The following is a 21,382-nucleotide window of genomic DNA, read 5'->3' as shown; positions in this document are numbered from 1 at the left end:
CCTGCGGCTTGGGGGTCCTCAGGCCAGCGGTACGTGGACCTTTTCCTGCAACACGCCGTTATGCAGTTCGAGCGTGCGATCCATCTTCGCCGCCAGCCGGTGGTCGTGCGTCACCAGGATGAAACTGGTGCCGACCTCGCGGTTGAGCTCCAGCATCAGCTCGTAGACCTGGGCGGCATTGCCCTCGTCGAGGTTGCCGGTGGGCTCGTCGCCGAGCACGCATGCCGGACGCGTGACCAGCGCACGCGCCACCGCGCAGCGCTGGCGCTCGCCACCGGAGAGTTCGGACGGCTTGTGTTCCTCGCGCTTGCCCAGCCCTACCCGCTCCAGCAGCACGCGTGCCTGGCGCTGCGCCTCCGCGATGGACACGCCACGGATCAGCAGCGGCATGCACACGTTCTCCAGCGCGGTGAACTCGGGCAGCAGGTGGTGGAACTGGTAGATGAAACCCAGCGACCGGTTGCGCACGCGTCCGCGCTCGGCATCAGAAAGCCGGGACAGCGTGCGGCCTTCCACTTCCACTTCGCCGCGGGTCAATGTGTCCAGCCCGCCGATGATATGCAGCAGCGTGCTTTTGCCGGAGCCGGAGGCGCCGACGATGGCCAGCGTCTCGCCGCGCTTCAGGGTGAAGTTGACGTCGGTGAGCACCTCGGTCTTCAGGTCGCCTTCCTCGTAGGTCTTGGCGATCCCGCTGGCGCGCAGCACGATATTCTTTTCCACGTTCGAGGGCTCATTCATAGCGCAGCGCCTGTGCCGGCTGCGTGCGCGACGCGCGCCACGCCGGATAAAGCGTGGCAAGCAGCGAAAAAATGAAGGTGACCAGCGTGACCCAGCCGACGTCGCTGGCGACCAGCTTGCTCGGCACTTCGCTGATGTAATAGACGTCCGGCGAAAGGAAGGTCACGCCGGTGACGTGCTCGATCCACTTGACGATCGCCGGCAGCTTCCACGAAAGCAGCGAACCCATCCCCACGCCGAAACCGATACCGACCACGCCGACCAGCACGCCCTGCACCATGAACATGCCCATGATGCTGCGTGGCGTCGAGCCCAGGGTGCGCAGGATCGCGATGTCCGCCTGCTTGTCGGTAACCAGCATCATCAGCATCGAGATCAGGTTGATCACCGCAACCAGGATGATCAGCGAGAGGATGATGAACATCACATGCTTCTCCATCGAGATGGCCGAGAAGAAGTTGGCGTGGCTGTCCATCCAGGTCTGCACGACGTAGAACTGGCCCAGCGCGTTGGCCAGTTCCCGCGCGACAGGACGTGCGTTGAACATGTCGTCGAGCTTGAGCCGGATGCCGCTGGGGCCGTCAAGGCTGCCGAGCTTCTCGGCATCGCGCATGTTGATCAGGGCCAGCCCCGAGTCGAATTCCTGCATGCCCAGTTCGAAGATGCCGACCACGTGGAAACCACGCAGGCGCGGCACGCTGCCCATCGGCGTGGCGCGAAACTCCGGCACCGCCATGGTGACGCGGTCGCCGACCGTCACGCCGAGCGTCAGTGCCAGCTCCCTGCCGAGCACGATGTTCCAGCTGTCGGGCTTGAGCTCGTCGAGGCTGCCCTCGACCATGTGCGTGTTGATGTCCGAGACCTTGGGTTCCTGTGCCGGGGCGATGCCGCGCACCAGCGCGCCACTGGGACGCCGGGCCTGCAGGAAAGCCTCCATTTCCACGTAGGGCGCGGCGCCCTTCACGTGCGGGTTGGCCTCGGCGATCCGCACCGCGCGCGGCCAGTCGCGCACGGCCTCGCCGGGCAGGCCCGAGACGGTGGCGTGCGAAATGGCGCCCAGGATGCGCGTGCGCAATTCCGAATCGAAGCCGTTCATCACCGACATCACCGTGATCAGGGCGGTGACGCTGATGGCGATGCAGACGATGGAGACGGTGGAGATGAAGGAGATGAACTGGTTGCGGCGCTTGGCACGCGTATAGCGCAGGCCGATGAACAGTTCGAGCGGTCGGAACATGGGCGGTCGCTTCTTCCAGTCGATGGGCGGGCCGCCCTGTCGGAGCATTATCGGGTATTCGCTCGGACCGTGCGCATGCGGAAAAGTGCCACGCAGGCCGGCGCGCCCCGGGGACGCCTCCCTACAGGATGCCGGCAGTCGGAGCTTGCGCGAACAGGCGCATGCGCAGGCGACGGCGGATGTCGGGATCGCTGTTGTCCGGCGCAAGTATCAGGACTTCGGTCGTCTCGTCGGTCCGGAGGCGCAGCAGCACGCAGGTGCCGATCACGCGATGGGAGAGCAGCGTGGCCGGGAGTTGCGTGCGATCGGCGCGATAGAGCGCCCATCCTTCCGGTCCGTAGCCTATGCCGACGATGCACGAGCGCATCGAGCGCCGCGCCACGACGGCGGCCAGCACAAGGGTACCCGCCCAGAGCAGAAGCTTGAGTGCGAGGGGCGCGCCGCTCAGTGCGATGGCGACGAAGGCGAGTGCGCCAACGATCGCCGTCAGTCGGGCCGGCAGGCGCGAGGGCCGGTAGTCAAAGCCGATGGCGGGTGCGGATGTCATCGACGATCGCCTGCCAGTCGTCGCGCGGGGCTTGCGCGTAGCCCATGATCCAGTCCCACAGGCTCGGATCCTGGGCGTCGAGCAGCTCGTCGAAGGCCTGGCGCGTCGCCGGGGTGGCCTCGGCGTAGCGCTCGTCCAGCCAGCCGCCCAGCAGGGCATCGAGTTCGCGCGTACCGCGCCGGGCACGCCAGCGCAAGCGGGAGAGGCTCATGGCGACGCGCCGGTTCCGGCTTCCGCTCCCCGACGGGGGGATGGCCGGGACTCGCCGGGAAGCCGAAACAACGCCTTGGCGTGGTCTGCCGGACGTCCGTGCGAAGCGCGTTTTGCGTGTCCCGGCTGCATGACGGCGGCTCCGGTGAAGTACTTCGCGAGAGTGCCCCTCGCCGCGGCCCTCCGCCCGGTGGGGAGAGGGCGCTCACATGCGGGCTCTTACGAGCGGCGCTCGACCATCAGCTTCTTGATCTCAGCGATCGCCTTGGCCGGATTCAGGCCCTTCGGGCAGGTGCGCGCGCAGTTCATGATGGTGTGGCAGCGGTAGAGCTTGAACGGATCTTCCAGTTCGTCCAGGCGCTCGCCAGTGGCCTCGTCGCGGGTGTCGGCGATCCAGCGGTAGGCCTGCAGCAGGATGGCCGGACCGAGGTAGCGGTCGCCGTTCCACCAGTAGCTCGGACATGCGGTGGAGCAACAGGCGCAGAGGATGCACTCGTAGTAGCCGTCCAGCTTCTTGCGGTCCTCGGGGGACTGCAGGCGCTCGCGTGCCGGTGCCGGGCTCTGCGTACGGATCCACGGCTTGATCGACGCGTACTGCGCGTAGAAGTGCGTGAGATCCGGCACCAGGTCCTTGACCACCGGCATGTGCGGCAGCGGATAGATCGCGACTTCGCCGCCTTTGCAGTCGTCGATGGCCTTGGTGCAGGCCAGCGTGTTGGTGCCCTCGATGTTCATCGCGCACGAACCGCAGATGCCTTCGCGGCAGGAGCGGCGCAGCGTGAGCGTCGGATCGATCTCGTTCTTGATCTTCAGCAACGCGTCCAGAACCATCGGGCCGCAAGCGGCCAGGTCGATCTCGTAGGTGTCGACGCGCGGGTTCTGGCCGTCGTCCGGGCTCCAGCGATAGATCTTGAAGGTGCGCGGCTTCTTGGCGCCCTTGGCCGGAAAGTGCTTGCCGGACTGGATCTTGGAATTCTTCGGTAGCGTGAACTCTGCCACGATGTGTCTCCGGTCCGGTTGCTCAGTAAACGCGCTTCTTCGGCGGCACCACGTCGACCTCGTCGGTCAGCGTGTACATGTGCACCGGGCGGAAGTCGAAGCTGGTCTGGCCCACGTCGCTCAGGCTGACCAGGGTGTGCTTCATCCAGTGCTCGTCGTCGCGCTCCGGGAAGTCCTCGCGGGCGTGGGCGCCGCGGCTTTCCTTGCGCTGCTCGGCCGAATGCATGGTGACCACGGCCTGGGCGAGCAGGTTGGAAAGCTCCAGCGTCTCGATCAGGTCGGTGTTCCACACCAGCGAGCGGTCGGTGACGCTGACATCCTTGAAGGAGTCGAACACCTCGGAAATGCGCCGCTTGCCTTCGGCCAGCGTCTCGCCGGTACGGAACACCGCCGCATCCTTCTGCATGGTCTTCTGCATCTCGGCGCGGATCTGCGCGGTGGGCTTGTTGCCCTTGGCATGGCGGATCGCGTCGAAGCGCCCCAGCGCCTTGTCCAGGATGCTGGCCGGCAGGTCCTTGTGCAGCGTGTCGGGCTTGATCAGTTCGGCGCAGCGGCCGGCCACTGCACGACCGAACACCACCAGGTCGAGGAGGGAGTTGGAGCCCAGGCGGTTGGCGCCGTGCACCGACACGCAAGCGGCCTCGCCGATGGCGAACAGGCCCGGCACCACGGCATCGACGTCGTCGCCCTTCTTCTGCACCACTTCACCGTGGTAGTTGGTCGGGATGCCGCCCATGTTGTAGTGCACGGTCGGGATGACCGGGATCGGCTCCTTCGTCACGTCCACGCCGGCGAAGATGCGCGCCGACTCGGCGATGCCCGGCAGGCGCTCGTGGATTACGTCGGCGCCCAGGTGCATCAGGTTCAGATGGATGTGGTCCTTCTCCGGGCCGACGCCGCGACCCTCGCGGATCTCGATGGTCATCGCGCGGCTGACCACGTCGCGCGAAGCCAGGTCCTTGGCGCTGGGCGCGTAGCGCTCCATGAAGCGCTCGCCCTCGGAGTTGGTCAGATAGCCACCCTCGCCACGGACGCCCTCGGTGATCAGGCAGCCGGCGCCGTAGATGCCGGTCGGGTGGAACTGCACGAACTCCATGTCCTGCAGCGCGAGGCCCGCGCGCAGCACCATGCCACCGCCGTCGCCGGTGCAGGTGTGCGCCGAGGTGGCGCTGAAGTAGGCGCGGCCGTAGCCGCCGGTGGCCAGAACCACGGCATGGCCGCGGAAGAAATGCAGCGTGCCCTCGTTCATGTCCAGCGCGAGCACGCCGCGACAGACGCCGGCCTCGTCGAAGATCAGGTCGATCGCGAAATACTCGACGAAGAACGTGGCGTCATGCGCCAGCGCCTGCTGGTACAGCGTGTGCAGGATCGCGTGGCCGGTGCGGTCGGCCGCGGCGCAGGTGCGCTGCGCGGTGCCCTTGCCGTAATGCGTGGTCATGCCGCCGAACGGGCGCTGGTAGATCTTGCCCTCTTCGGTGCGCGAGAACGGCACGCCGTAATGCTCCAGCTCGATGATCGCCGCCGGCGCTTCCTTGCACATGTACTCGATCGCATCCTGGTCGCCGAGCCAGTCTGAGCCCTTGATGGTGTCGTAATAGTGGAAGCGCCAGTCGTCCTCGCCCATGTTGCCCAGCGCGGCGGAGATGCCGCCCTGCGCCGCCACGGTATGCGAACGGGTCGGGAAGACCTTGGTGATGCATGCGGCCTTGAGACCCTTCTCGGCCAGGCCGAAGGTGGCGCGCAGGCCCGCGCCGCCGGCGCCGACCACGATCACGTCGTACTTGTGTTGCTGGACCTTGTAGGCTTCCATCGAACTCAGGCTCCCAAGGCGATGCGCAGCACCGCGAGCACGCCCGCCAGGGCGGCGAGCACGGCGACGAACTTGATCGCCGTCAGGAGCGCGATCTCCTTCCAGCGGGTGTGTACGTAATCCTCGATCACCACCTGCAGCCCGAGCACGGCATGCCAGAAAGCGGTGACGACGAAGGCGATCAGCAGTACCGCATTCCACGGCCGCGCGACCAGCTCGCGGGCGCTGGCGTAGTCGGCATGCAGCATGCGTAGCACCAGGGTGACCAGCCAGATGCCCAGGCCGACCAGTGCGACGGCGGTGACACGCTGCACCCACCAGTGGCTCACGCCGTGCTGGGCCGAGCCCAGGCCGCGCGCCTTCTTCAGCGGGTTGCGGTATTCCTTCGGATAGGCGCTCATGCTCCGGCTCCCAGGGTCAGCACGTAGGCCCATACGGCCACGGTCAGCAGCAGGCTGAGGATGATCGAGGTCCAGCTCGAGCGAACGAACTGCACGATCTGGTAGCCGTAGCCGCCGTCCTGCACCAGGTGGCGGATGCCGTTGCACAGGTGATAGAACAGCGACCAGCTCCAGCCGACCAGCAGGATGATGCCGATCGGGCTGCCGATAAACGCGGCGAAGCGGCCGTAGCGCTCCTCGCCGCCGGCGAGTGCGAGCAGCCCCCAGGCCACCAGCAGCAGGCCCACGGACAGGGCGATGCCGGTGGCTCGATGGAGGATGGAGGTCACCATCTGCACCTGCCACTTGTAGACGGAAAGGTGCGGTGAGAGCGGTCGTCGCGTGTCTGCCATGGCGGCTATCCGTGTAGTGGAATCGCTGGTGCCCGATTGCCCGCTCCCGAGTGCCTGTACCGGCTCGCGCCGTCACGGGCCGATCAGAAGTCGATGCAGCGTCCGTTCTTTTCCCAGTCGCCGTAGCGCGTGGGATCCGGCGCCGGCCGCTCCGGTCGCGCCTCGCCCTCGGCCGGCCGCGCGGGCACGGCTGGCTGCTCCGCGGGCGCGGAAGCAGGGGCGGGTTCGGTCTGGGAAGAGGTCTCGGACATAAGTAGAGCCGCAAAAGCGTAATACGCGCTGACCGCACAGCACAACCTTGACTGGCGCGCGAAAAAGTGACCGGACCTTGCCTTCAGGCGATGCTTCCCTTATTTCATCGCCATGCCAAGCACCTACCCCGCAGAGCTCGTCGCGCTCGAAGGCCCGGACGCGATCGCGTTCGCGCAAGCGCAATTCAGCAGCAACCTCGCCACGCTCGCCGACGGCCAGTGGCAGTTCAGCGCCTGGCTCGATGCGCAAGGGCGGGTGCGCGCCCTGTTCCACCTGATGCGCCTGGATGCACATCGCCTGCGGCTGCTTTTGCGTGGCGGCGAGGCACAGGCACTGGCTGCCGGGCTGCAGCGGTACGTATTCCGCGCCAGCGTGCGTGTGTCTGCGCTGCCGGCACGCGAGCTGGCGACCGTGGAAGCGACGCCGCTGCATGCCGTCGTGGAACGGGACGACACCTTGATCCTCGGTTGCGGCTCGCATGGCCTGAAGGTCGCCACGAACGGCGACGACGCGTGGCGTCTGCCACAGTTGCGCGCAGGCTGGCCCTGGCTACCGGCGGGCGCCGGCGATGATTTGCTGCCGGCCTGGCTGGACCTTGGCAGGCTGGGGGCCACCGCGCTGGACAAAGGCTGCTACCCGGGCCAGGAGCTCGTCGCGCGCATGCACTACCGCGGCGGCAGCAAGCGGCGTTTGCGGCGGGTCCGGCTGTCGCTCGCGCTGGAACCGGGCAGCGGACTGGAAGTGGAAGGCGGGACGGCGATCCGGTTGCTGGACGTGGCGGGAGTTGATGGCGTTGTCGAAGCCCTGGCGGTGGTGCACGACGACACGCAGGCCAGCCTGGATTCCGGTATCGAAGCGAAGTCCTGCAGCGGAACCGTCTTCGTGCAGGCGATCGCCCACTGACCCCACGCACGCCGGCTTCCAGATCGAGGCGCCGCACGGCGGCGATCCAGCCCGTCAGGCAGGCTTCCCGTCGATGGCGCGCAGGCACTGGCGCGGCTCGTCCATCAATGCGGCCAGCCGCGCTGCCACGGTCGGTGCGTCGACCGGATAACCCAGTTCGCCAGTTAGCCGCGCGACCTCGGCGGCGTCGCCGGCGCGGATCGTCGGGGCGTGCTCACGACAGGCGCGCGCCGTTGGGTACCGGCCGCTCGACCGTGGTGATCACCACGCCCGCGTCGGTATGGAAGCCGGTCAACAGGAACTGCGAGCGGAACGGACCGATCTGCTTTTCCGGGAAATTGATCACGCCCACGATCTGCTTGCCGACCAGTTGCTCGGGCGTATAGAGCGCGGCGATCTGCGCACTGGTCTTGCGCTCGCCATATGGCCCGAAGTCCGCCCACACCTTCCACGCCGGCTTGCGTGCCTCGGGGAATGCTTCCACGCGCACGATCGTGCCGGCCACGATCAGGACCTTCTCGAAGTCCGCCCAGCTGATCTCTTCCACGCTCATCCTTCCAGGGTGGTTTTCAGCCAATCCTGCAGTTCGGCGCGCCAGTAGCTGGCCTGCGCCGCCATGAAACCGAACGGCCGATAGGTGGATGGCAACCCGTAATCGGCGTACTGGCGCCACGCCGGGTCGCCCTCGGCGATCGCGGCTGCCAGCAGCTCGCCGGCCGCACAGGTCGAACTCAGGCCGTGGCCACCGAACGCCTGCGCCCACCACAGGCCGTCCTCACGCCCGCCGATCTGCGGCATCTGGTGGCGTGCGTAGCTCATGAGTCCCGACCAGGCGTAGTCGACGCGCACCCCGCCCAGTTGCGGGAACACCCGCAGCAGGTCGCGCCGCAGCAGCCGTTGCACGGCGCGCGGCGAACGGTCCAGCACCGAAATGTGGCCGCCCCAGAGCAGCCGCGTGTCCGGCAAGGGCCGGTAGTAGTCGAAGGCGAAGCGCGTGTCGTAGACGGCCGCGCGCGTGGCCAGGCATTCGGCCAGGCGGTCGCCCAGTGGCTCGGTGACCATCACGTAGGTCGCGATCGGCAGGATCGCGCGGTCGATGCCGCGCTCGAGCCCGGCCAGGTAGCCACCGCAGGCCAGCACCACCTGCTCTGCCAGCACCTCGCCCGACGCGGTTTGCACGCGCCAGCGGTCGCCCTCGCGCTGCAGCCGGCGCACGCCGCTTTGTTCGTGGATACGCACGCCCTGCCCGGCCGCGGCGCCGGCCAGGCCGATCGCGTAGTTGAGCGGATGCAGATGCAGCGCGTCGCGTTCGAACAGGCCATCGTGGTAGCGCGTGCTGCGGACCAGTTCGCGCAACCCGGCTTCGGGCAGCCATTCCCAGGCCACGCCATAGCGCGAGGCCAGCAATTGCTGGCGCGCGCGCAGTACGTTCGGGTCGCGGAACCAGTTGGCCCATATCACGCCCTGGTCCACCGCATCGCAGGCAATCGAGTAATCGGCGATACGCTGGCGGATGCGATGCACGCCGTCGACGGTTCGCTGGAACAGCGCGCGCGCACGCGCCTCGCCCAGCTGGTCGAACAACGCCTGTTCGCCCAGCGAGTAACCGGCGAACACGAAACCGCCGTTGCGCCCGGAGGCCCCGTAGCCAACCTGCTCGCGCTCCAGCAGCACCACGTCGCGCAGCCCGCGCTCGACCAACCCCAGCGCGGTATTGAGCCCGGCGAAGCCGCCGCCGATCACCGCCACCCGCGCCTCGTGCCGGCCGTCGAGCGGCGCATACGGGGCGTACGGCGTGGCCGTGGCGCGGTAGTAGGAGATGGCGGGCGACGGCGGCATGGGTCGGGCCAGTCGGGCGACGGCTGAGCATATCGCGGCGGACGCCGCTGTTCGAACAGGCCGGCGACATGCCAGCCACTGGCGCGACGACCGCCGCGGAGGCCGGCTTGCCGGCTACGGCCCGGACTGCCTACGCGCGATGAGCCTGCAGGCGGGCGCCTGCAGGCTCATCGCCTGGTGCGGAGACTCAGATCTGACCGACGAACTCGCGCACGACCGGCGCGAGCTTGGGATCCTGCATGGCCATGTGCATGGTGGCCCGGACCAGGCCGGCCTTGTTGCCACAGTCGAAGCGGGTGCCCTCGAAACGATAGGCCAGCACCTTGCCCTGCTCGGTCAGCAGCGCCTCGATGGCGTCGGTGAGCTGGATCTCGCCGCCGGCCCCGGGCTTGGTCTGTTCCAGCAACTCGAAGATGCGGCCCGGCAACACGTAACGGCCGACCACGGCAAGGTTGGAAGGCGCATCGGCGGGCTTGGGCTTTTCGACCATGTAGCGGATGCGCGCGCTGCGCTGGTCGATCGGCTCGGCGTCGACGATGCCGTACTTGTCGGTCTGGTCGTGCGGCACTTCCTCCACCGCGATCACGCCGGCGTTCTCCGATTCCGCCAGCGCGGCCATCTGGCCCAGCGCGCCTTTGCCGCGATTCCAGATCAGATCGTCCGGCAGGATGATGCCGAAAGGCTCGTTGCCCACCACCGGTTTGGCGCACAGGACGGCATGACCCAGGCCATGTGCCTCCGGCTGCGTGACGAAGATCGCGCGCACGTTGGAGGGCAATGTGCCCTGTACCAGGGCGAGCAGCTCGTCCTTGCCCTTTTCCTCCAGCTTGGCCTCCAGCTCGTAGGCCTTGTCGAAGTAATCGGCGATGGCGTGCTTGTAGCGGTTGGTAACGAACACCAGGGTGTCGGCGCCAGCGTCCACCGCCTCATCGACCGCATACTGGATCAGCGGCTTGTCCAGCACCGGCAGCATTTCCTTGGCGACCACTTTGGTCGCCGGCAGGAAACGCGTGCCAAGACCGGCCACGGGGAACACTACCTTGCGCAACGGCTTGGTCACTCAGCTTTCTCCTGTTTCTATACGGCCCTGTTCGGTGCGGCCCGCCTCGCGGCGGATGGACACCACGTTGTCAGGCTGTGCCACGTCGCTCCAGCGGAACGACGGCAGCAGGCTCGAAACGCAGCGCCGCAGTTCGTCTTCATTGAATGTGAGGGTGGCTTCGCTGGCCTTGTTGAGCAGTGCCTGCAACAGCTCCCAGGAAACCTCGCGATGCTGCGCGAGGAAGATCTTGGCGTGCGCGGTGGCGCTGTAATTCTCGAGCTGATGGAACAGCTCCTCGAACAGCTTCTCGCCCGCGCGCAAGCCGGTATAGATGATCGGCACTTCGGTACCGGGCTTCTTGCCGGCCAGCCGGATCATCTGCTCGGCCAGGTCGCGGATCTTCACCGGCTCGCCCATGTCCAGCGCGAAGATCTCGCCGCCTTGTCCGAGGCAGGCCGCCTGCAGGATCAGCTGGCAGGCCTCGGGGATGGTCATGAAGTAGCGGGTGATCTCCGGATGGGTGATGGTCACCGGCCCGCCCGCCCGGATCTGCTGGCGGAACAGCGGCACCACGGAACCGGCCGAATCGAGCACGTTGCCGAAGCGGACCGTGATGTAGTGCGTGGCCGAATGCGCGTTGAGGTTCTGGCAATAGATCTCGGCCACACGCTTGCAGGCGCCCATCACGCTGGTAGGGTTGACTGCCTTGTCTGTCGAGATCAGCACGAAGCACTCGACCTGGAACTCGTTGGCGAGATCGGCCACCGTGCGGGTGCCAAGCACGTTGTTGCGGAAGGCGGCGCGAAGTTGCTTCTGCAACATCGGCACGTGCTTGTAGGCGGCCGCGTGGAACACGACTTGCGGCTGCGTCTCGCCGAAGGCCTTCTGCATGGCCACGCGGTCGCCGCAGTCGCACAACACGCACTCGAGCAGCAATTCGGGATAATCGGTGCGCAGTTCCTTGCCGATGCGGTAGAGGTTGTATTCGCTCTGTTCGACGATGATCAGCGATTGCGCACCCAGCCGTGCAACCTGACGGCACAGCTCCGAGCCGATCGAGCCGCCACCGCCGGTGACCAGCACGCGGCGACCGGTGAGCGTCTCGCGGATGGCGGTCCAGTCGAGCTCGATCGCGTCGCGGCCGAGCAGGTCTTCGATCGCCACTTCCTTGATCTCGTTGAACTGCGCGCGGCCGGCGACCACGTCCTCCAGTCGGGGCACGGTCCGGTACGGCAGCCCGGTCTGGTCGCACAACTCGACCACCCGCCGCATCTCTCCCGTGGTGGCGGCCGGCATCGCGATCAGCAGCATCTCGACTGCCGCCTCGCGGGCAAGCTCCGGCAACTGGTCGATGCGGCCCAGCACGGGATGGCCGTTGATCGAAGCGCCGCGCAGGCTCCCCTTGTCGTCGACAAAGCCGATCACGCTGTAGCGGCCGTCATGACGCAGATCGCGCGACAGCGCCTCGGCCGCGCGATCGGCCCCGATGATGAGCACCCGCTTGGCTGCGCGCGTACTGAACAGGTCGAGCCGGCTGTCCTTCCAGAAGCGGTAAGCCAGCCGTGGCAGGCCCAGCAGCAGGGTCAGGACAACCGGGTAAAGCAGCAGCACCGAGCGTGGCACGCCTTCCATGCGCTCGTAGAGGAACAGCGCCAGGCCGATGGCCAGCGCGCCGAAGACCGCCGCTTTCAGGATGTTCCACAGGTCCGGCAGGCTGGCGAAGCGCCAGACACCCTTGTAGAGGCCCGTCCAGGTGAAGATCAGCCCCTGCACCGCCAGCACGATGGGAAACTCGAGCACATCGAAGCTGCCATCCTGCCCCTGCACGGCGGCGTAGCGCAGTGCCTTGGCGATCCACCAGGCAAGGCCGGCCATCGCCAGGTCGTGGCTGACCACGGCGATACGAGGGTGGATGAGGGCGATCCATTTACGTGGCGACATAACGGTCCTTCAATGATGCACGCCGCATGCAGCGGCGCTTGGCAACGATCCATGTTGCGCCCGCCGCCGTATAGACGGCGGCACAGGCGGGCAATGCCATGGCCGGGAGCAGGCTCGCGACAACCGCGGCTGGCGCGGCGACGAGCAGGTTCCAACCCAGGTACCACGCGGCAGCGCGCGCATGCGTGCGGCCGGATCGTACCAGCCACTGGTATAGATGCTCGCGATGCGGAGCATACCAGCGCCTGCCGCGTAAGAAGCGGTTCAGCAACGTCAAGCTGGCATCGGCGACAAATGCGGACCCGAGGATGAGTGCGGGCCAGAGCAAGGCCGGTTCGATCCCCCATAACAGCGCACCGAAGGCGAACAGCAGCAAGCCCACGCTGCCGCTTCCCACGTCGCCCATGAAAATGCGGGCCGGTGGCCGGTTGTAGAGCCAGAACCCGAAGCAGCCCGCGGCCACCACGAAGGCCCCCCCCGCCAGTGCAGGCTGGGCCACGCTGGCGGCAAGGCAGCCGAGCCCGGCGGCGACGAAGATGCCCTGCTGTGCCAGCAGTGCATCGATCCCGTCCATGAAGTTGTGCAGGTTGATACTCCAGCCGCCGGCCAGCACCAGCAGCGGCAGCCACGCCCACGCGAGGCCTGCATCGGCAAGCAGTGCTGCGCTGAAGCATGCCGTCGCCAGCAGCTGGACGCCCAGCCTTGGCCATTGCCGCAACGGCCGGTGGTCATCCCACCAACCGATCGCCGCGACCAGGAGCAAGGCCAGTGCCAGGCTGCCGGTAGTCCATCCGGACCAGGGGCCGGGCAAGCTCAGGAATGCGCCGGGTATGGCAACGAGGCAGGCGAGCACGATGCCGATGCCGCCACCGCGGGGGGTAGGAAGCGTGTGCGAGCGGCGCTGACCGGGTTGGTCCAGCATGCCGCGACGACGTGCATAGGCGATGGCACCACGTGCCGCCACCGCCGCGATCACCAGCGCGGCCAGGCTCCATCCCAGCACGGTGGCGAGTTCCGGCCGGATCACTCGTTGGCGACGCCGTGGATCGGGCGGATCGTGCTCCAGCTCTTGCAGCTGGGGCACTGCCAGTGATGCGCCTTGGCGCCGAAGCCGCAGCGGCTGCAGCGATACATCGCCTGGCCCTCGAGCAGCTTGCGGGTGAGGTCGCGCAGGATGAGAAAGTTTTCGCGCGCCTCTCCCTCGATCTTGTCCATGGTCGCGTCGATCAGTGCCATCAGGCCGCGCACCGAGGGGCGCTGGCGCAACTGCGAGGTCAGGAACTCGATGCCCGCCCGCTCGCCATCACGCTGGTTATAGAGCTTGGTCAGCGCCAACACCGGGGAGATGCCGTTGTAGCGCGCCAGAATGTCCTGCAGGAAATGCTCGGCGCGCTCCATCTGCCCGGTGCGCGCATAGCTGTTGAGCAACGGCGGCAGGATTTCCGGGACGAAGGCGATGTCCGCGCCGACGGCCGCCTCATAGGCTTCGACCGCTTCGGCGTGCTCGCCCGCTTCGGCATGCAGGCGGCCGGTGAGCATGAAGGCGCGCACGCAGTCGGCCTGGCATTCGAAGGCCTGCCGCAGGTAGCCACGCGCTTCCGATCGCGCGCCATGCTGGCGTGCCTGTTCGGCCAGCTCGCAATAGAACTGGGCGATCATCGGGGACTCGTCGTCGCCGGTCATCGCCTCCAGCCGGCGCGCATGGTCGATCGCCTTGTGCCAGTCGCGTTCATGCTGGTAGATCGCCACAAGATGCCGCAGCGCCGAGGGCGCGTGTGCATTCATCGCGACCAGGTCGGAAAACAGCGCTTCCGCGCGGTCGAGCAGGCCGGCGCGCATGTAGTCTTCGCCCAGTTCCAGCAAGGCGACGGTCTTCATCGCCTCGGTCAGGCCCGGCCGCGAAACCAGGTGCTGGTGCAGGCGGATGGCACGATCGACTTCGCCGCGGCGGCGAAACAGGTTACCCAGGGCAAGGTGGGTTTCCACCGTGTCGCGGTTGTACTCGGCGAGTTTCAGGAAGACCTCGATCGCCTTGTCCTGTTCTTCGTTGAGCAGGTAGTTGAGGCCGCGGAAGTAATCGGACGACAGCTCGCTGACGCGCATGCCCGAGCGATGGACCGCTGCCCGGCGGGCCGCAAACCACCCGCTGGCAAAAGCGGCCGGCACCAGCAGAACCAGCACGTAGAGGATGCTCATGCGCGGGCCGGCGTCTTCCCGCTGGACGACCGCGCGCGGCGCAGCACGCGACGATGGCGCACGCTCATGCCCAACCAGGCGGTGAGCCCTCCCAGCAGCCAGCCGATCACCAGGGCGACCAGCAACCCGGCACCCTTGGGCATCGTCAGCTGGAAGAAGGCCAGGTCGTAGCTCACCGGATCGGCATTGAGTGCGCCGACGACCACGCCGACGACGACAAAAAACGCCAGGATGAGCAGGGCAATCAATCGCATCGCGCGACTTTACCCGAATCAGGTTGAACTGGCACGAGCGTGGGGGCCGTCAGGTGCCTCTCCCTCGAGCCGAAGGTGGTTCCGGGGAACGGTGCCGCTCGGGCGTTGCCGTTGCGAACCCATCCCGGGCTTCGCTTTCGCCCCGGAACGAGGAAACCGGGCGGACACCTTTCCCACAGGCAACAAAAAGGCAGGACCGGCTCGCGCCGCCTGCCTTGAAACTTGAAACACCTCGACTTTCAGCCATCGTGGCTGCGTGTCAGGCCACTTCGGTTTCCTCGGCCTGCAGCGAGAGATTCACCCGCTCGCGCAACTCCTTGCCTGGCTTGAAGTGCGGCACGTGCTTGCCCGGCAGAGCCACCGCGTCGCCGGTCTTGGGGTTGCGCCCCATGCGCGGCGGCCGATAGTGAAGCGCGAAGCTGCCGAAGCCGCGGACCTCGATGCGCTCGCCCTGTGCCAGGGCGTGGCTCATCTGCTCGATCACGCTCTTGACCGCGAGCTCCACGTCGCTGAACGCGAGGTGGGTCTGGCGCCTGGCCAGCGCCTCGATCAGTTCGGATTTGGTCATGGGTCCCCAATGTCCGTGACGTTCAAACGGCGGGGCGACCCTGGGCCGCCCCGCTTCGCACTCAAGTCATTGTAATCCTAAAGGAATTACTCGGACTTGTTGAGCTGCTCCTTGAGCAGCGCACCCAGCTTGGTGGTACCGCCGGCCGCGGAGCCGTACTCGGCCATCGCGTCGTGCAGGTCTTCCTCGTCCTTGGCGCGGATCGAGAGCGCCAGCTGGCGGCCCTTGCGGTCCATGCCGGTGAACTTGGCTTCGACCTTGTCGCCCACCTTCAGGTACTGGGTGGCATCCTCGACGCGCTCCTTGGCGATGTCGTTGGCGCGCAGGTAACCTTCCACGCCCTCGCCCAGGTCGATCACCGCACCCTTGGCGTCCACTTCCTTGACGGTGCCGTTGACGATCGTGCCGCGCGGGTTGTTGGCCATGAACTGGCCGAACGGATCCTGCTCCATCTGCTTGATGCCGAGCGAGATGCGCTCGCGCTCCGGATCGACCGCCAGCACCACCGCCTCGATCTCGTCACCCTTCTTGAAGTTGCGCACGAGGTCTTCGCCGGAAGCCTGCCAGGAGATGTCGGACAGGTGCACCAGGCCGTCGATGCCGCCTTCCAGGCCGATGAAGATGCCGAAGTCGGTGATCGACTTGATCTGGCCGGACACCTTGTCGTTCTTCTTGTGCATGGCGGCGAACGCTTCCCACGGATTGGAGCGCGTCTGCTTGATGCCCAGCGAGATGCGGCGACGCTCTTCATCCACGTCCAGCACCATCACTTCGGTCTCGTCGCCGACCTGCACCACCTTGGCCGGATTGACGTTCTTGTTGGTCCAGTCCATCTCGGACACGTGGACCAGGCCCTCGACGCCCGGCTCGATCTCGACGAAGCAGCCGTAATCGGTGACGTTGGAGACCTTGCCGAAGATGCGGCTGCCCACCGGGTAGCGACGCGCGATGGCGACCCACGGATCGTCGCCCAGCTGCTTGAGGCCCAGCGACACGCGGTTGCGCTCGCGGTCGTACTTGAGCACGCGCACGTCCAGCTCGTCGCCGACGTTGACGACTTCGGACGGATGGCGCACGCGCTTCCAGGCCATGTCGGTGATGTGCAGCAGGCCGTCGATGCCGCCCAGGTCCACGAACGCGCCGTAGTCGGTGAGGTTCTTGACCGTGCCCTTGACCACCGCGCCCTCGGTCAGGCGTTCCAGCAGCTTCTCGCGCTCCTCGGAGAACTCGGTCTCGACGACGGCGCGGCGGCTGACCACCACGTTGTTGCGCTTGCGGTCCAGCTTGATGATCTTGAACTCGAGGTCCTTGCCCTCGAGGTACACCGGATCACGGACCGGGCGCACGTCGACCAGCGAGCCCGGCAGGAACGCGCGGACGTCCTTGATGTCGACGGTGAAGCCGCCCTTGACCTTGCCGGAGATCTTGCCGGTGATGGTCTCTTCCTTGTCGAAAGCCTGCTCGAGGTCGTCCCAGACCATCGAACGCTTGGCCTTCTCGCGGGAGAGCTTGGTCTCGCCGAAGCCGTCTTCGAGGGCGTCGAGGGCAACCTTAACCTCGTCGCCCACCTGCACTTCCAGCGTGCCCTCTTCGTCCTTGAACTGCTCGATCGGGACGATGCCTTCGCTCTTGAGGCCGGCGTTGATCACGACGACGTCGTTGCGGATTTCCACAACGATGCCGGTGACGATGGCACCCGGCTTCAGCTTGGCGATGGCCTGCTGGCTCTGTTCAAACAGCTCGGCAAAACTTTCAGTCATGTTGATTCCAGAAATGAGAAAAGGCCGTAGCCCCCTGTGCGCGCCGTCGGATGAAATGCGCACGGGCTAACCGGCCCACCGGTTGTGGGTGTCGCAGAAAACGCGCCCTGTGACGGACCGCCCTGTCGGCACCGTTGACCAAAACCCCCGCCGCGGCGGAGGCACCTAAAGCCGCGTACAGCCTTATCAGGGCCGCACGACGGCGAACACTTTCGCGACGACGTCCTCGATGGGCATGCCGGTGGTATCCACCAGAACCGCATCCTCGGCCGGGCGAAGCGGGGCGACCGTACGCGACGCATCGCGTTCGTCGCGAGCCTCGATCTCGCGCTGAAGAGCTGCAAGTGTAACGTTCAGTCCCTTTTCCTTCAACTGCTTATAGCGCCTTTTCGCCCGCTCGGCGGCACTGGCGGTGAGGAACACCTTGAACGGCGCGTCCGGAAAGATCACCGTGCCCATGTCGCGCCCGTCGGCAACCAGGCCCGGAGCTTTCCGGAAGCCCAGTTGAAGGTCGACCAGGGCCTGCCGCACCGACGGGATCGAGGCGATCGCCGAGGCCGCTGCGCCGGCGGTTTCGGTGCGCAGCTCGTCGGTGGCGTCGTGGCCGTTGACGATCACCCGTGTGTCCCCACCGTCGGCAGCCGCCTGGAAGCGGATCTTCGTGGCCTGGGCGCAACGGGTCACCGCCTCGGCATCGGACAGGTCCAGCCCTTCGGCGCCGGCCGCGTAACCGACCGCCCGGTACAGCGCACCCGAGTCGAGCAGGCGCCAGCCCAGATGCTCGGCGACCAACCGGCTGATAGTGCCTTTGCCCGATCCGGACGGCCCGTCGATGGTGAGGACAGGGACCGGCTGCGTGCGGATCATGGGGCTCCCTTGGGATCGGCAAAACGCCATGGTAGCGCGTTGACCACCCCCGGGGTGCGTGCTATCTAGCCGCGCACCGTCGTCGCCGTGCCTTTTCCATGATCGATCTTCGCCGTGAATTCGAGCAGGCCGCCGGGGACGTCAAACGGCTTGGCACCCGTCCCGACAACGACACCCTGCTCAGGCTCTACGCCCTGTACAAGCAGGGCTCGCTGGGCGACATCCAGGCCCGTCCCCCCGGCTTCTTCGATTTCGTGGGGACAGCCAAACACGAGGCCTGGGCACAGCTGGCCGGCGTCTCGCGGGAAGAAGCCATGCGCCGCTACATCACCCTGGTTCGCCAGTTGCTGGCGTAAGCCGCCAGGTCGCTTCAGACCGACCCGCCTGTCACCCGCATACCGGATCGGCCGACTGCGACGGCCCCGGTCGCGGCTTGCTTTCGTCGCGCCCACCCGGCACATTCATACGATCGTTTGAATGGACGCCGGCATGCATTACCCGCACCTGTTCGCCCCGCTGGACCTGGGCCACGTCACCTTGCCCAATCGCATCCTGATGGGTTCGATGCATACGGGGCTGGAAGATCGCGCGACCGATTACGACAAGCTCGCGGCCTACTTCGCCGAACGCGCGCGGGGTGGTGTGGGGCTGATGGTGACGGGCGGCATCGCACCCAGCATCGAAGGCTGGCTGAAACCGTTCGGTGGCCGCCTGTCGATGCCTTGGCACGTAGCCCGGCATCGCAAGATCACCCGCGCGGTGCATACCGAGGGCGGGCACATCTGCATGCAGATCCTGCACGCAGGCCGTTACGGCTACCACCCGCTGTCGGTGGCGCCTTCGAGGCTCAAGTCGCCGATCACGCCGTTCACGCCGCGCGCCCTCTCCGCCCAAAGGGCGAGGTCGGCGTGCCGCTGGTGGCCACCAACCGCATCAACATGCCCGAAGTGGCCGAGCGCGTGCTGGTCGCCGGCGAGGCGGACATGGTCTCGATGGCCCGCCCATTCCTGGCCGACCCGGACTGGGCGGTCAAGGCACGTTCCGGCTGCGACGCCGCCATCAATACCTGTATCGCCTGCAACCAGGCCTGCCTCGACCACGTGTTCCAGAACAAGCGCGCCAGTTGCCTGGTCAATCCGCGCGCCTGTCACGAGACCGAACTGGTCCTTGCGCCGGCCACGCCGCGCAAGCGCGTCGCCGTGGTCGGCGCCGGCCCGGCCGGTCTGGCCTGTGCGACCACGCTGGCAGAACGTGGCCACGCGGTGACGCTGTTCGAGCAGGCAAGCGACATCGGCGGCCAGTTCAATTACGCCAAGCGCATTCCAGGCAAGGAAGAGTTCCACGAGACGCTGCGCTACTACCGTCATCGCCTGGCCGAACTGGGCGTGGAACAGCGACTGGGCCGGCGTGCGGACGTGGAGGTGCTGCGCGCCTTCGACGAAATCGTGGTCGCCACCGGCGTCGCGCCGCGGCAGATCCGCTTTCCCGGCAGCGACGACCCGCGCGTGCTCGGCTACCTGGACGTGCTCGCCCACGATCGTCCGGTGGGTCCGCGGGTGGCCATCATCGGCGCGGGCGGCATCGGCTTCGATGTGGCCGAATTTCTGGCCGAGCAGCCACCCTCCCCCACGCTGGATCCTGTCCGCTGGGCGCAAGCCTGGGGCGTGGACCGCACGCTCGCGGCCCGCGGAGGGCTGGTTTCCCCTACGCCCGAGCCGCCCGCGCGGCAGGTCTGGCTGTTGCAACGAACCGAAGGCCGTCCCGGCGCCCGTCTCAACAAGACCACCGGCTGGGTGCACCGGGCCACGCTCAAGGCCCATCGAGTGCAGATGCTTGGCGGCGTGCAGTACGAGCGCTTCGACGGCGCCGGCCTGCACCTGCGGGTGGCCGGCCAGCCGCAAGTGCTGCCGGTCGACAACGTGGTGGTCTGTGCGGGCCAGGAACCCGCCCGGGGCCTGGCCGACGCCCTGCTTGCGGCAGGTCTCAAGCCACACGTCATCGGCGGCGCCGACGTGGCGGCCGAACTCGACGCGAAGCGGGCGATCGCCCAGGGCACGCGATTGGCCGCGGCGCTTTAGCGAAAGCGGAAAAAGAAAGCGCTCCGCGAACGACGCGTCGGTGCCGGCTCTGGGGGAGGAGGACCGGGACCGCGGGGATAGCGTCGCTGCGGAGCGAGGGTCACCGCCACCTGGGGGGAGGGGGAAGGTGGCGGGACGGGGCAAACGATACCCTCGTCACAAACATTCTTCCAATATATATTTGGCCCATTACTTATTCGATGGCCGACTATGTTCGACTTCCGCCAGCTCCGCTATTTCGTGGCCGTCGCCGAAGAATTGAGCTTCACCCGGGCAGCCCAGCGCCTGCACATTTCCCAGCCCCCGCTGTCGCAGCAGATCCAGGCGCTGGAGCAGGACCTGGGCACCCGCCTGTTCGATCGGGACAAGCGCAACGTCGCCCTGACCGGGCCCGGACGCATCCTGCTGGAGCAGGCACGGCAGATCCTGGCCCAGGCCGAACAGACCCGCGCCAGCGTCAGCGACGCGGCGGCAGGCTTCAGCGGATCGCTGCGGCTGGCCTACACGATCTCGGTCACCTTCCACCGGGCACTGCCGCAGACCCTGCTGCGCTTCCGCCAGCATGTCCCGAAGGTGCGCATGCAGTTGCAGGAGATGTACAGCGAGCCGCAGTTCACCGCATTGCGCGGCGACCAGATCGACGTCGGCTTCGTGCGTGACGAGCCGCGCCACGAGTCCGACGCCCGTACGTTGCGAATCGATGTGATCGACTATGAACCGCTGGTCCTGGCCGTGCCCTGCGGCCATCCGCTGTCGGGCAAGGACAGCGTGCAGTTCGGCGCACTGGCCAACGAGGTGTTTGTCAGCCAGCCCCGGGAACTGGCCGCGACCCTCTACGACCGCCTCGTGCAACTGGCGGGCAAGGCGGGCTTCCATCCGCTGATCGGCCAGCAGGCCCAGCAGATCAATGGCCTGCTGGCGCTGGTCGCCGCCGGCATCGGGCTGGCGCTGGTTCCGGCCAGCATGCGCGCGGTACAGCTGGGGGGCGTCAGCTACGTCTCGCTGGAAGACCCTGATGCCTACCTGCTGCTGGCGGTCGCCAGCCGCAGGGACAACCCCTCTCCGGTGCTGGCCAAGTTCCTGCAGATCGTCAAGGGCGTGGAGGACGTGGACTTGTGAAGCCGGCAGACTGTGGCTAAACTTGGCGGCTTGAATTTTCCCGAATTGTTTCCAGGAGCTGGCCGTGAAGGTGCTTTCCTCTTTGAAGTCCGCCAAGCAGCGGCACCGTGACTGCAAGGTCGTGCGCCGTCGCGGCAAGGTCTTCGTGATCTGCAAGAGCAACCCGCGTTTCAAGGCGCGCCAGCGCTGAACCGTCCGGGTTGACGCAAAAAGGCCGCTCAATGCGGCC

At 66.9% G+C, this 21,382-nt stretch carries 23 protein-coding genes and 1 pseudogene; 5 read left to right on the top strand and 19 right to left on the bottom strand.

The genetic code is table 11. The features are described from left to right. Window positions 1–18: 18 nt before the first annotated feature. The 9 genes from lolD to LQ771_RS16005 form a co-directional block, all read right to left on the bottom strand. Entirely contained in the window at window positions 19–705 is a 687-nt protein-coding gene (lolD, locus tag LQ771_RS05935) for a lipoprotein-releasing ABC transporter ATP-binding protein LolD (protein WP_425491344.1), read from the bottom strand. 25 nt (window positions 706–730) lie between these two features. Further along, window positions 731–1,975: a lipoprotein-releasing ABC transporter permease subunit gene (locus LQ771_RS05930; protein WP_231351439.1), complete on the bottom strand. Its 1,245-nt coding sequence runs from the start codon at window positions 1,973–1,975 to the stop codon at window positions 731–733. Window positions 1,976–2,096: 121 nt separating this feature from the next. Then, complete coding sequence (locus tag LQ771_RS05925; RefSeq protein ID WP_231351438.1) at window positions 2,097–2,522, bottom strand: hypothetical protein; 426 nt, start codon at window positions 2,520–2,522, stop codon at window positions 2,097–2,099. Next, a complete protein-coding gene (locus LQ771_RS05920) occupies window positions 2,494–2,733 on the bottom strand; it encodes an FAD assembly factor SdhE (protein ID WP_231351437.1) in 240 nt (79 codons plus the stop codon). The genes LQ771_RS05925 and LQ771_RS05920 overlap by 29 nt, the downstream gene beginning before the upstream one ends. Before the next feature lie 218 nt (window positions 2,734–2,951). Further along, window positions 2,952–3,731: a succinate dehydrogenase iron-sulfur subunit gene (locus LQ771_RS05915; RefSeq protein WP_231351436.1), complete on the bottom strand. Its 780-nt coding sequence runs from the start codon at window positions 3,729–3,731 to the stop codon at window positions 2,952–2,954. A 22-nt stretch (window positions 3,732–3,753) separates the two neighbouring features. After that, complete coding sequence (gene sdhA, locus LQ771_RS05910; protein ID WP_231351435.1) at window positions 3,754–5,541, bottom strand: succinate dehydrogenase flavoprotein subunit; 1,788 nt, start codon at window positions 5,539–5,541, stop codon at window positions 3,754–3,756. 5 nt (window positions 5,542–5,546) lie between these two features. Further along, complete coding sequence (gene sdhD, locus LQ771_RS05905; RefSeq protein WP_231351434.1) at window positions 5,547–5,942, bottom strand: succinate dehydrogenase, hydrophobic membrane anchor protein; 396 nt, start codon at window positions 5,940–5,942, stop codon at window positions 5,547–5,549. Further along, window positions 5,939–6,334 carry a succinate dehydrogenase, cytochrome b556 subunit gene (sdhC, locus tag LQ771_RS05900; RefSeq protein WP_231351433.1) on the bottom strand — a complete coding sequence of 132 codons (396 nt, stop codon included), beginning with the start codon at window positions 6,332–6,334 and terminating at the stop codon, window positions 5,939–5,941. The genes sdhD and sdhC overlap by 4 nt, the downstream gene beginning before the upstream one ends. Before the next feature lie 83 nt (window positions 6,335–6,417). Then, window positions 6,418–6,522 (bottom strand): DUF1674 domain-containing protein, encoded by a 105-nt coding sequence (locus tag LQ771_RS16005; protein WP_231351432.1) that lies wholly within the window; start codon window positions 6,520–6,522, stop codon window positions 6,418–6,420. A 175-nt stretch (window positions 6,523–6,697) separates the two neighbouring features. Here LQ771_RS16005 and ygfZ point away from each other — a divergent pair, with 175 nt between their 5' ends. Next, window positions 6,698–7,489, top strand: a complete 792-nt coding sequence (gene ygfZ / locus LQ771_RS05890) for a CAF17-like 4Fe-4S cluster assembly/insertion protein YgfZ (protein ID WP_231351431.1) — start codon at window positions 6,698–6,700, stop codon at window positions 7,487–7,489. 214 nt (window positions 7,490–7,703) lie between these two features. Here the strand turns inward: ygfZ and LQ771_RS05885 are convergent, their stop codons facing one another. The 10 genes from LQ771_RS05885 to cmk all read right to left on the bottom strand — a co-directional run bounded on the left by LQ771_RS05885 (window position 7,704) and on the right by cmk (window position 17,956). Next, window positions 7,704–8,042: a tRNA-binding protein gene (locus LQ771_RS05885; protein WP_425491321.1), complete on the bottom strand. Its 339-nt coding sequence runs from the start codon at window positions 8,040–8,042 to the stop codon at window positions 7,704–7,706. After that, a complete protein-coding gene (locus LQ771_RS05880) occupies window positions 8,039–9,328 on the bottom strand; it encodes an NAD(P)/FAD-dependent oxidoreductase (RefSeq protein WP_231351429.1) in 1,290 nt (429 codons plus the stop codon). Before LQ771_RS05880 ends, LQ771_RS05885 begins: the two co-directional genes overlap by 4 nt. A 187-nt stretch (window positions 9,329–9,515) precedes the next feature. After that, on the bottom strand, window positions 9,516–10,388 hold the full coding sequence (gene galU, locus LQ771_RS05875; RefSeq protein ID WP_231351428.1) for a UTP--glucose-1-phosphate uridylyltransferase GalU: 873 nt from the start codon (window positions 10,386–10,388) through the stop codon (window positions 9,516–9,518). Next, the gene (locus tag LQ771_RS05870; RefSeq protein ID WP_231351427.1) at window positions 10,389–12,311 is read right to left on the bottom strand and encodes a polysaccharide biosynthesis protein; all 1,923 of its coding nucleotides are present in this window, start codon (window positions 12,309–12,311) and stop codon (window positions 10,389–10,391) included. Then, window positions 12,298–13,287: an MraY family glycosyltransferase gene (locus tag LQ771_RS05865; protein WP_231351426.1), complete on the bottom strand. Its 990-nt coding sequence runs from the start codon at window positions 13,285–13,287 to the stop codon at window positions 12,298–12,300. The genes LQ771_RS05870 and LQ771_RS05865 overlap by 14 nt, the downstream gene beginning before the upstream one ends. Window positions 13,288–13,334: 47 nt before the next feature. Then, window positions 13,335–14,507 (bottom strand): lipopolysaccharide assembly protein LapB, encoded by a 1,173-nt coding sequence (lapB, locus tag LQ771_RS05860; RefSeq protein ID WP_231351425.1) that lies wholly within the window; start codon window positions 14,505–14,507, stop codon window positions 13,335–13,337. Next, entirely contained in the window at window positions 14,504–14,761 is a 258-nt protein-coding gene (locus tag LQ771_RS05855; RefSeq protein WP_231351424.1) for a lipopolysaccharide assembly protein LapA domain-containing protein, read from the bottom strand. Before LQ771_RS05855 ends, lapB begins: the two co-directional genes overlap by 4 nt. 259 nt (window positions 14,762–15,020) lie before the next feature. Next, window positions 15,021–15,329 (bottom strand): integration host factor subunit beta, encoded by a 309-nt coding sequence (locus LQ771_RS05850; protein WP_231351423.1) that lies wholly within the window; start codon window positions 15,327–15,329, stop codon window positions 15,021–15,023. Between the two features lie 86 nt (window positions 15,330–15,415). Further along, entirely contained in the window at window positions 15,416–17,089 is a 1,674-nt protein-coding gene (rpsA, locus tag LQ771_RS05845) for a 30S ribosomal protein S1 (protein ID WP_231351422.1), read from the bottom strand. A 186-nt stretch (window positions 17,090–17,275) separates the two neighbouring features. Next, window positions 17,276–17,956: a (d)CMP kinase gene (gene cmk, locus LQ771_RS05840; RefSeq protein WP_231351421.1), complete on the bottom strand. Its 681-nt coding sequence runs from the start codon at window positions 17,954–17,956 to the stop codon at window positions 17,276–17,278. A gap of 98 nt (window positions 17,957–18,054) precedes the next feature. Between cmk and LQ771_RS05835 the strand changes: the two genes are divergently transcribed. The 4 genes and pseudogenes from LQ771_RS05835 (at window position 18,055) to ykgO (ending at window position 21,343) form a co-directional block, all read left to right on the top strand. Next, on the top strand, window positions 18,055–18,312 hold the full coding sequence (locus LQ771_RS05835) for an acyl-CoA-binding protein (protein WP_231351420.1): 258 nt from the start codon (window positions 18,055–18,057) through the stop codon (window positions 18,310–18,312). Window positions 18,313–18,445: 133 nt separating this feature from the next. Continuing rightward, window positions 18,446–20,034, top strand: a pseudogene (locus tag LQ771_RS05830) (FAD-dependent oxidoreductase). Window positions 20,035–20,244: 210 nt separating this feature from the next. Beyond that, window positions 20,245–21,153: a LysR substrate-binding domain-containing protein gene (locus LQ771_RS05825; protein ID WP_231351419.1), complete on the top strand. Its 909-nt coding sequence runs from the start codon at window positions 20,245–20,247 to the stop codon at window positions 21,151–21,153. Window positions 21,154–21,217: 64 nt separating this feature from the next. Continuing rightward, window positions 21,218–21,343, top strand: coding sequence for a type B 50S ribosomal protein L36 (gene ykgO / locus LQ771_RS05820; protein WP_008215056.1), 126 nt, complete (start codon window positions 21,218–21,220; stop codon window positions 21,341–21,343). The last annotated feature ends 39 nt before the right edge of the window (window positions 21,344–21,382 follow it).

The organism is Frateuria soli (genome assembly GCF_021117385.1).
GTDB lineage: Bacteria > Pseudomonadota > Gammaproteobacteria > Xanthomonadales > Rhodanobacteraceae > Frateuria_A > Frateuria_A soli.
The sequence above is the reverse complement of the archived record's forward strand: the minus strand, read 5'-3'. Positions and strand labels throughout refer to the sequence as shown.

What these genes read in the sequence shown, in the direction of transcription:
- LQ771_RS05880 (WP_231351429.1), bottom strand. Translation starts at nt 9,328, where the DNA reads ATGCCGCCGTCGCCCGCCATCTCCTACTACCGCGCCACGGCCACGCCG.
- LQ771_RS05930 (WP_231351439.1), bottom strand. Translation starts at nt 1,975, where the DNA reads ATGTTCCGACCGCTCGAACTGTTCATCGGCCTGCGCTATACGCGTGCC.
- sdhD (WP_231351434.1), bottom strand. Translation starts at nt 5,942, where the DNA reads ATGAGCGCCTATCCGAAGGAATACCGCAACCCGCTGAAGAAGGCGCGC.
- lapB (WP_231351425.1), bottom strand. Translation starts at nt 14,507, where the DNA reads ATGAGCATCCTCTACGTGCTGGTTCTGCTGGTGCCGGCCGCTTTTGCC.
- LQ771_RS05850 (WP_231351423.1), bottom strand. Translation starts at nt 15,329, where the DNA reads ATGACCAAATCCGAACTGATCGAGGCGCTGGCCAGGCGCCAGACCCAC.
- LQ771_RS05885 (WP_425491321.1), bottom strand. Translation starts at nt 8,042, where the DNA reads ATGAGCGTGGAAGAGATCAGCTGGGCGGACTTCGAGAAGGTCCTGATC.
- ygfZ (WP_231351431.1), top strand. Translation starts at nt 6,698, where the DNA reads ATGCCAAGCACCTACCCCGCAGAGCTCGTCGCGCTCGAAGGCCCGGAC.
- LQ771_RS05920 (WP_231351437.1), bottom strand. Translation starts at nt 2,733, where the DNA reads ATGAGCCTCTCCCGCTTGCGCTGGCGTGCCCGGCGCGGTACGCGCGAA.
- LQ771_RS05825 (WP_231351419.1), top strand. Translation starts at nt 20,245, where the DNA reads ATGTTCGACTTCCGCCAGCTCCGCTATTTCGTGGCCGTCGCCGAAGAA.
- LQ771_RS05835 (WP_231351420.1), top strand. Translation starts at nt 18,055, where the DNA reads ATGATCGATCTTCGCCGTGAATTCGAGCAGGCCGCCGGGGACGTCAAA.
- cmk (WP_231351421.1), bottom strand. Translation starts at nt 17,956, where the DNA reads ATGATCCGCACGCAGCCGGTCCCTGTCCTCACCATCGACGGGCCGTCC.
- rpsA (WP_231351422.1), bottom strand. Translation starts at nt 17,089, where the DNA reads ATGACTGAAAGTTTTGCCGAGCTGTTTGAACAGAGCCAGCAGGCCATC.
- sdhC (WP_231351433.1), bottom strand. Translation starts at nt 6,334, where the DNA reads ATGGCAGACACGCGACGACCGCTCTCACCGCACCTTTCCGTCTACAAG.
- LQ771_RS05925 (WP_231351438.1), bottom strand. Translation starts at nt 2,522, where the DNA reads ATGACATCCGCACCCGCCATCGGCTTTGACTACCGGCCCTCGCGCCTG.
- LQ771_RS05870 (WP_231351427.1), bottom strand. Translation starts at nt 12,311, where the DNA reads ATGTCGCCACGTAAATGGATCGCCCTCATCCACCCTCGTATCGCCGTG.
- sdhA (WP_231351435.1), bottom strand. Translation starts at nt 5,541, where the DNA reads ATGGAAGCCTACAAGGTCCAGCAACACAAGTACGACGTGATCGTGGTC.
- LQ771_RS05855 (WP_231351424.1), bottom strand. Translation starts at nt 14,761, where the DNA reads ATGCGATTGATTGCCCTGCTCATCCTGGCGTTTTTTGTCGTCGTCGGC.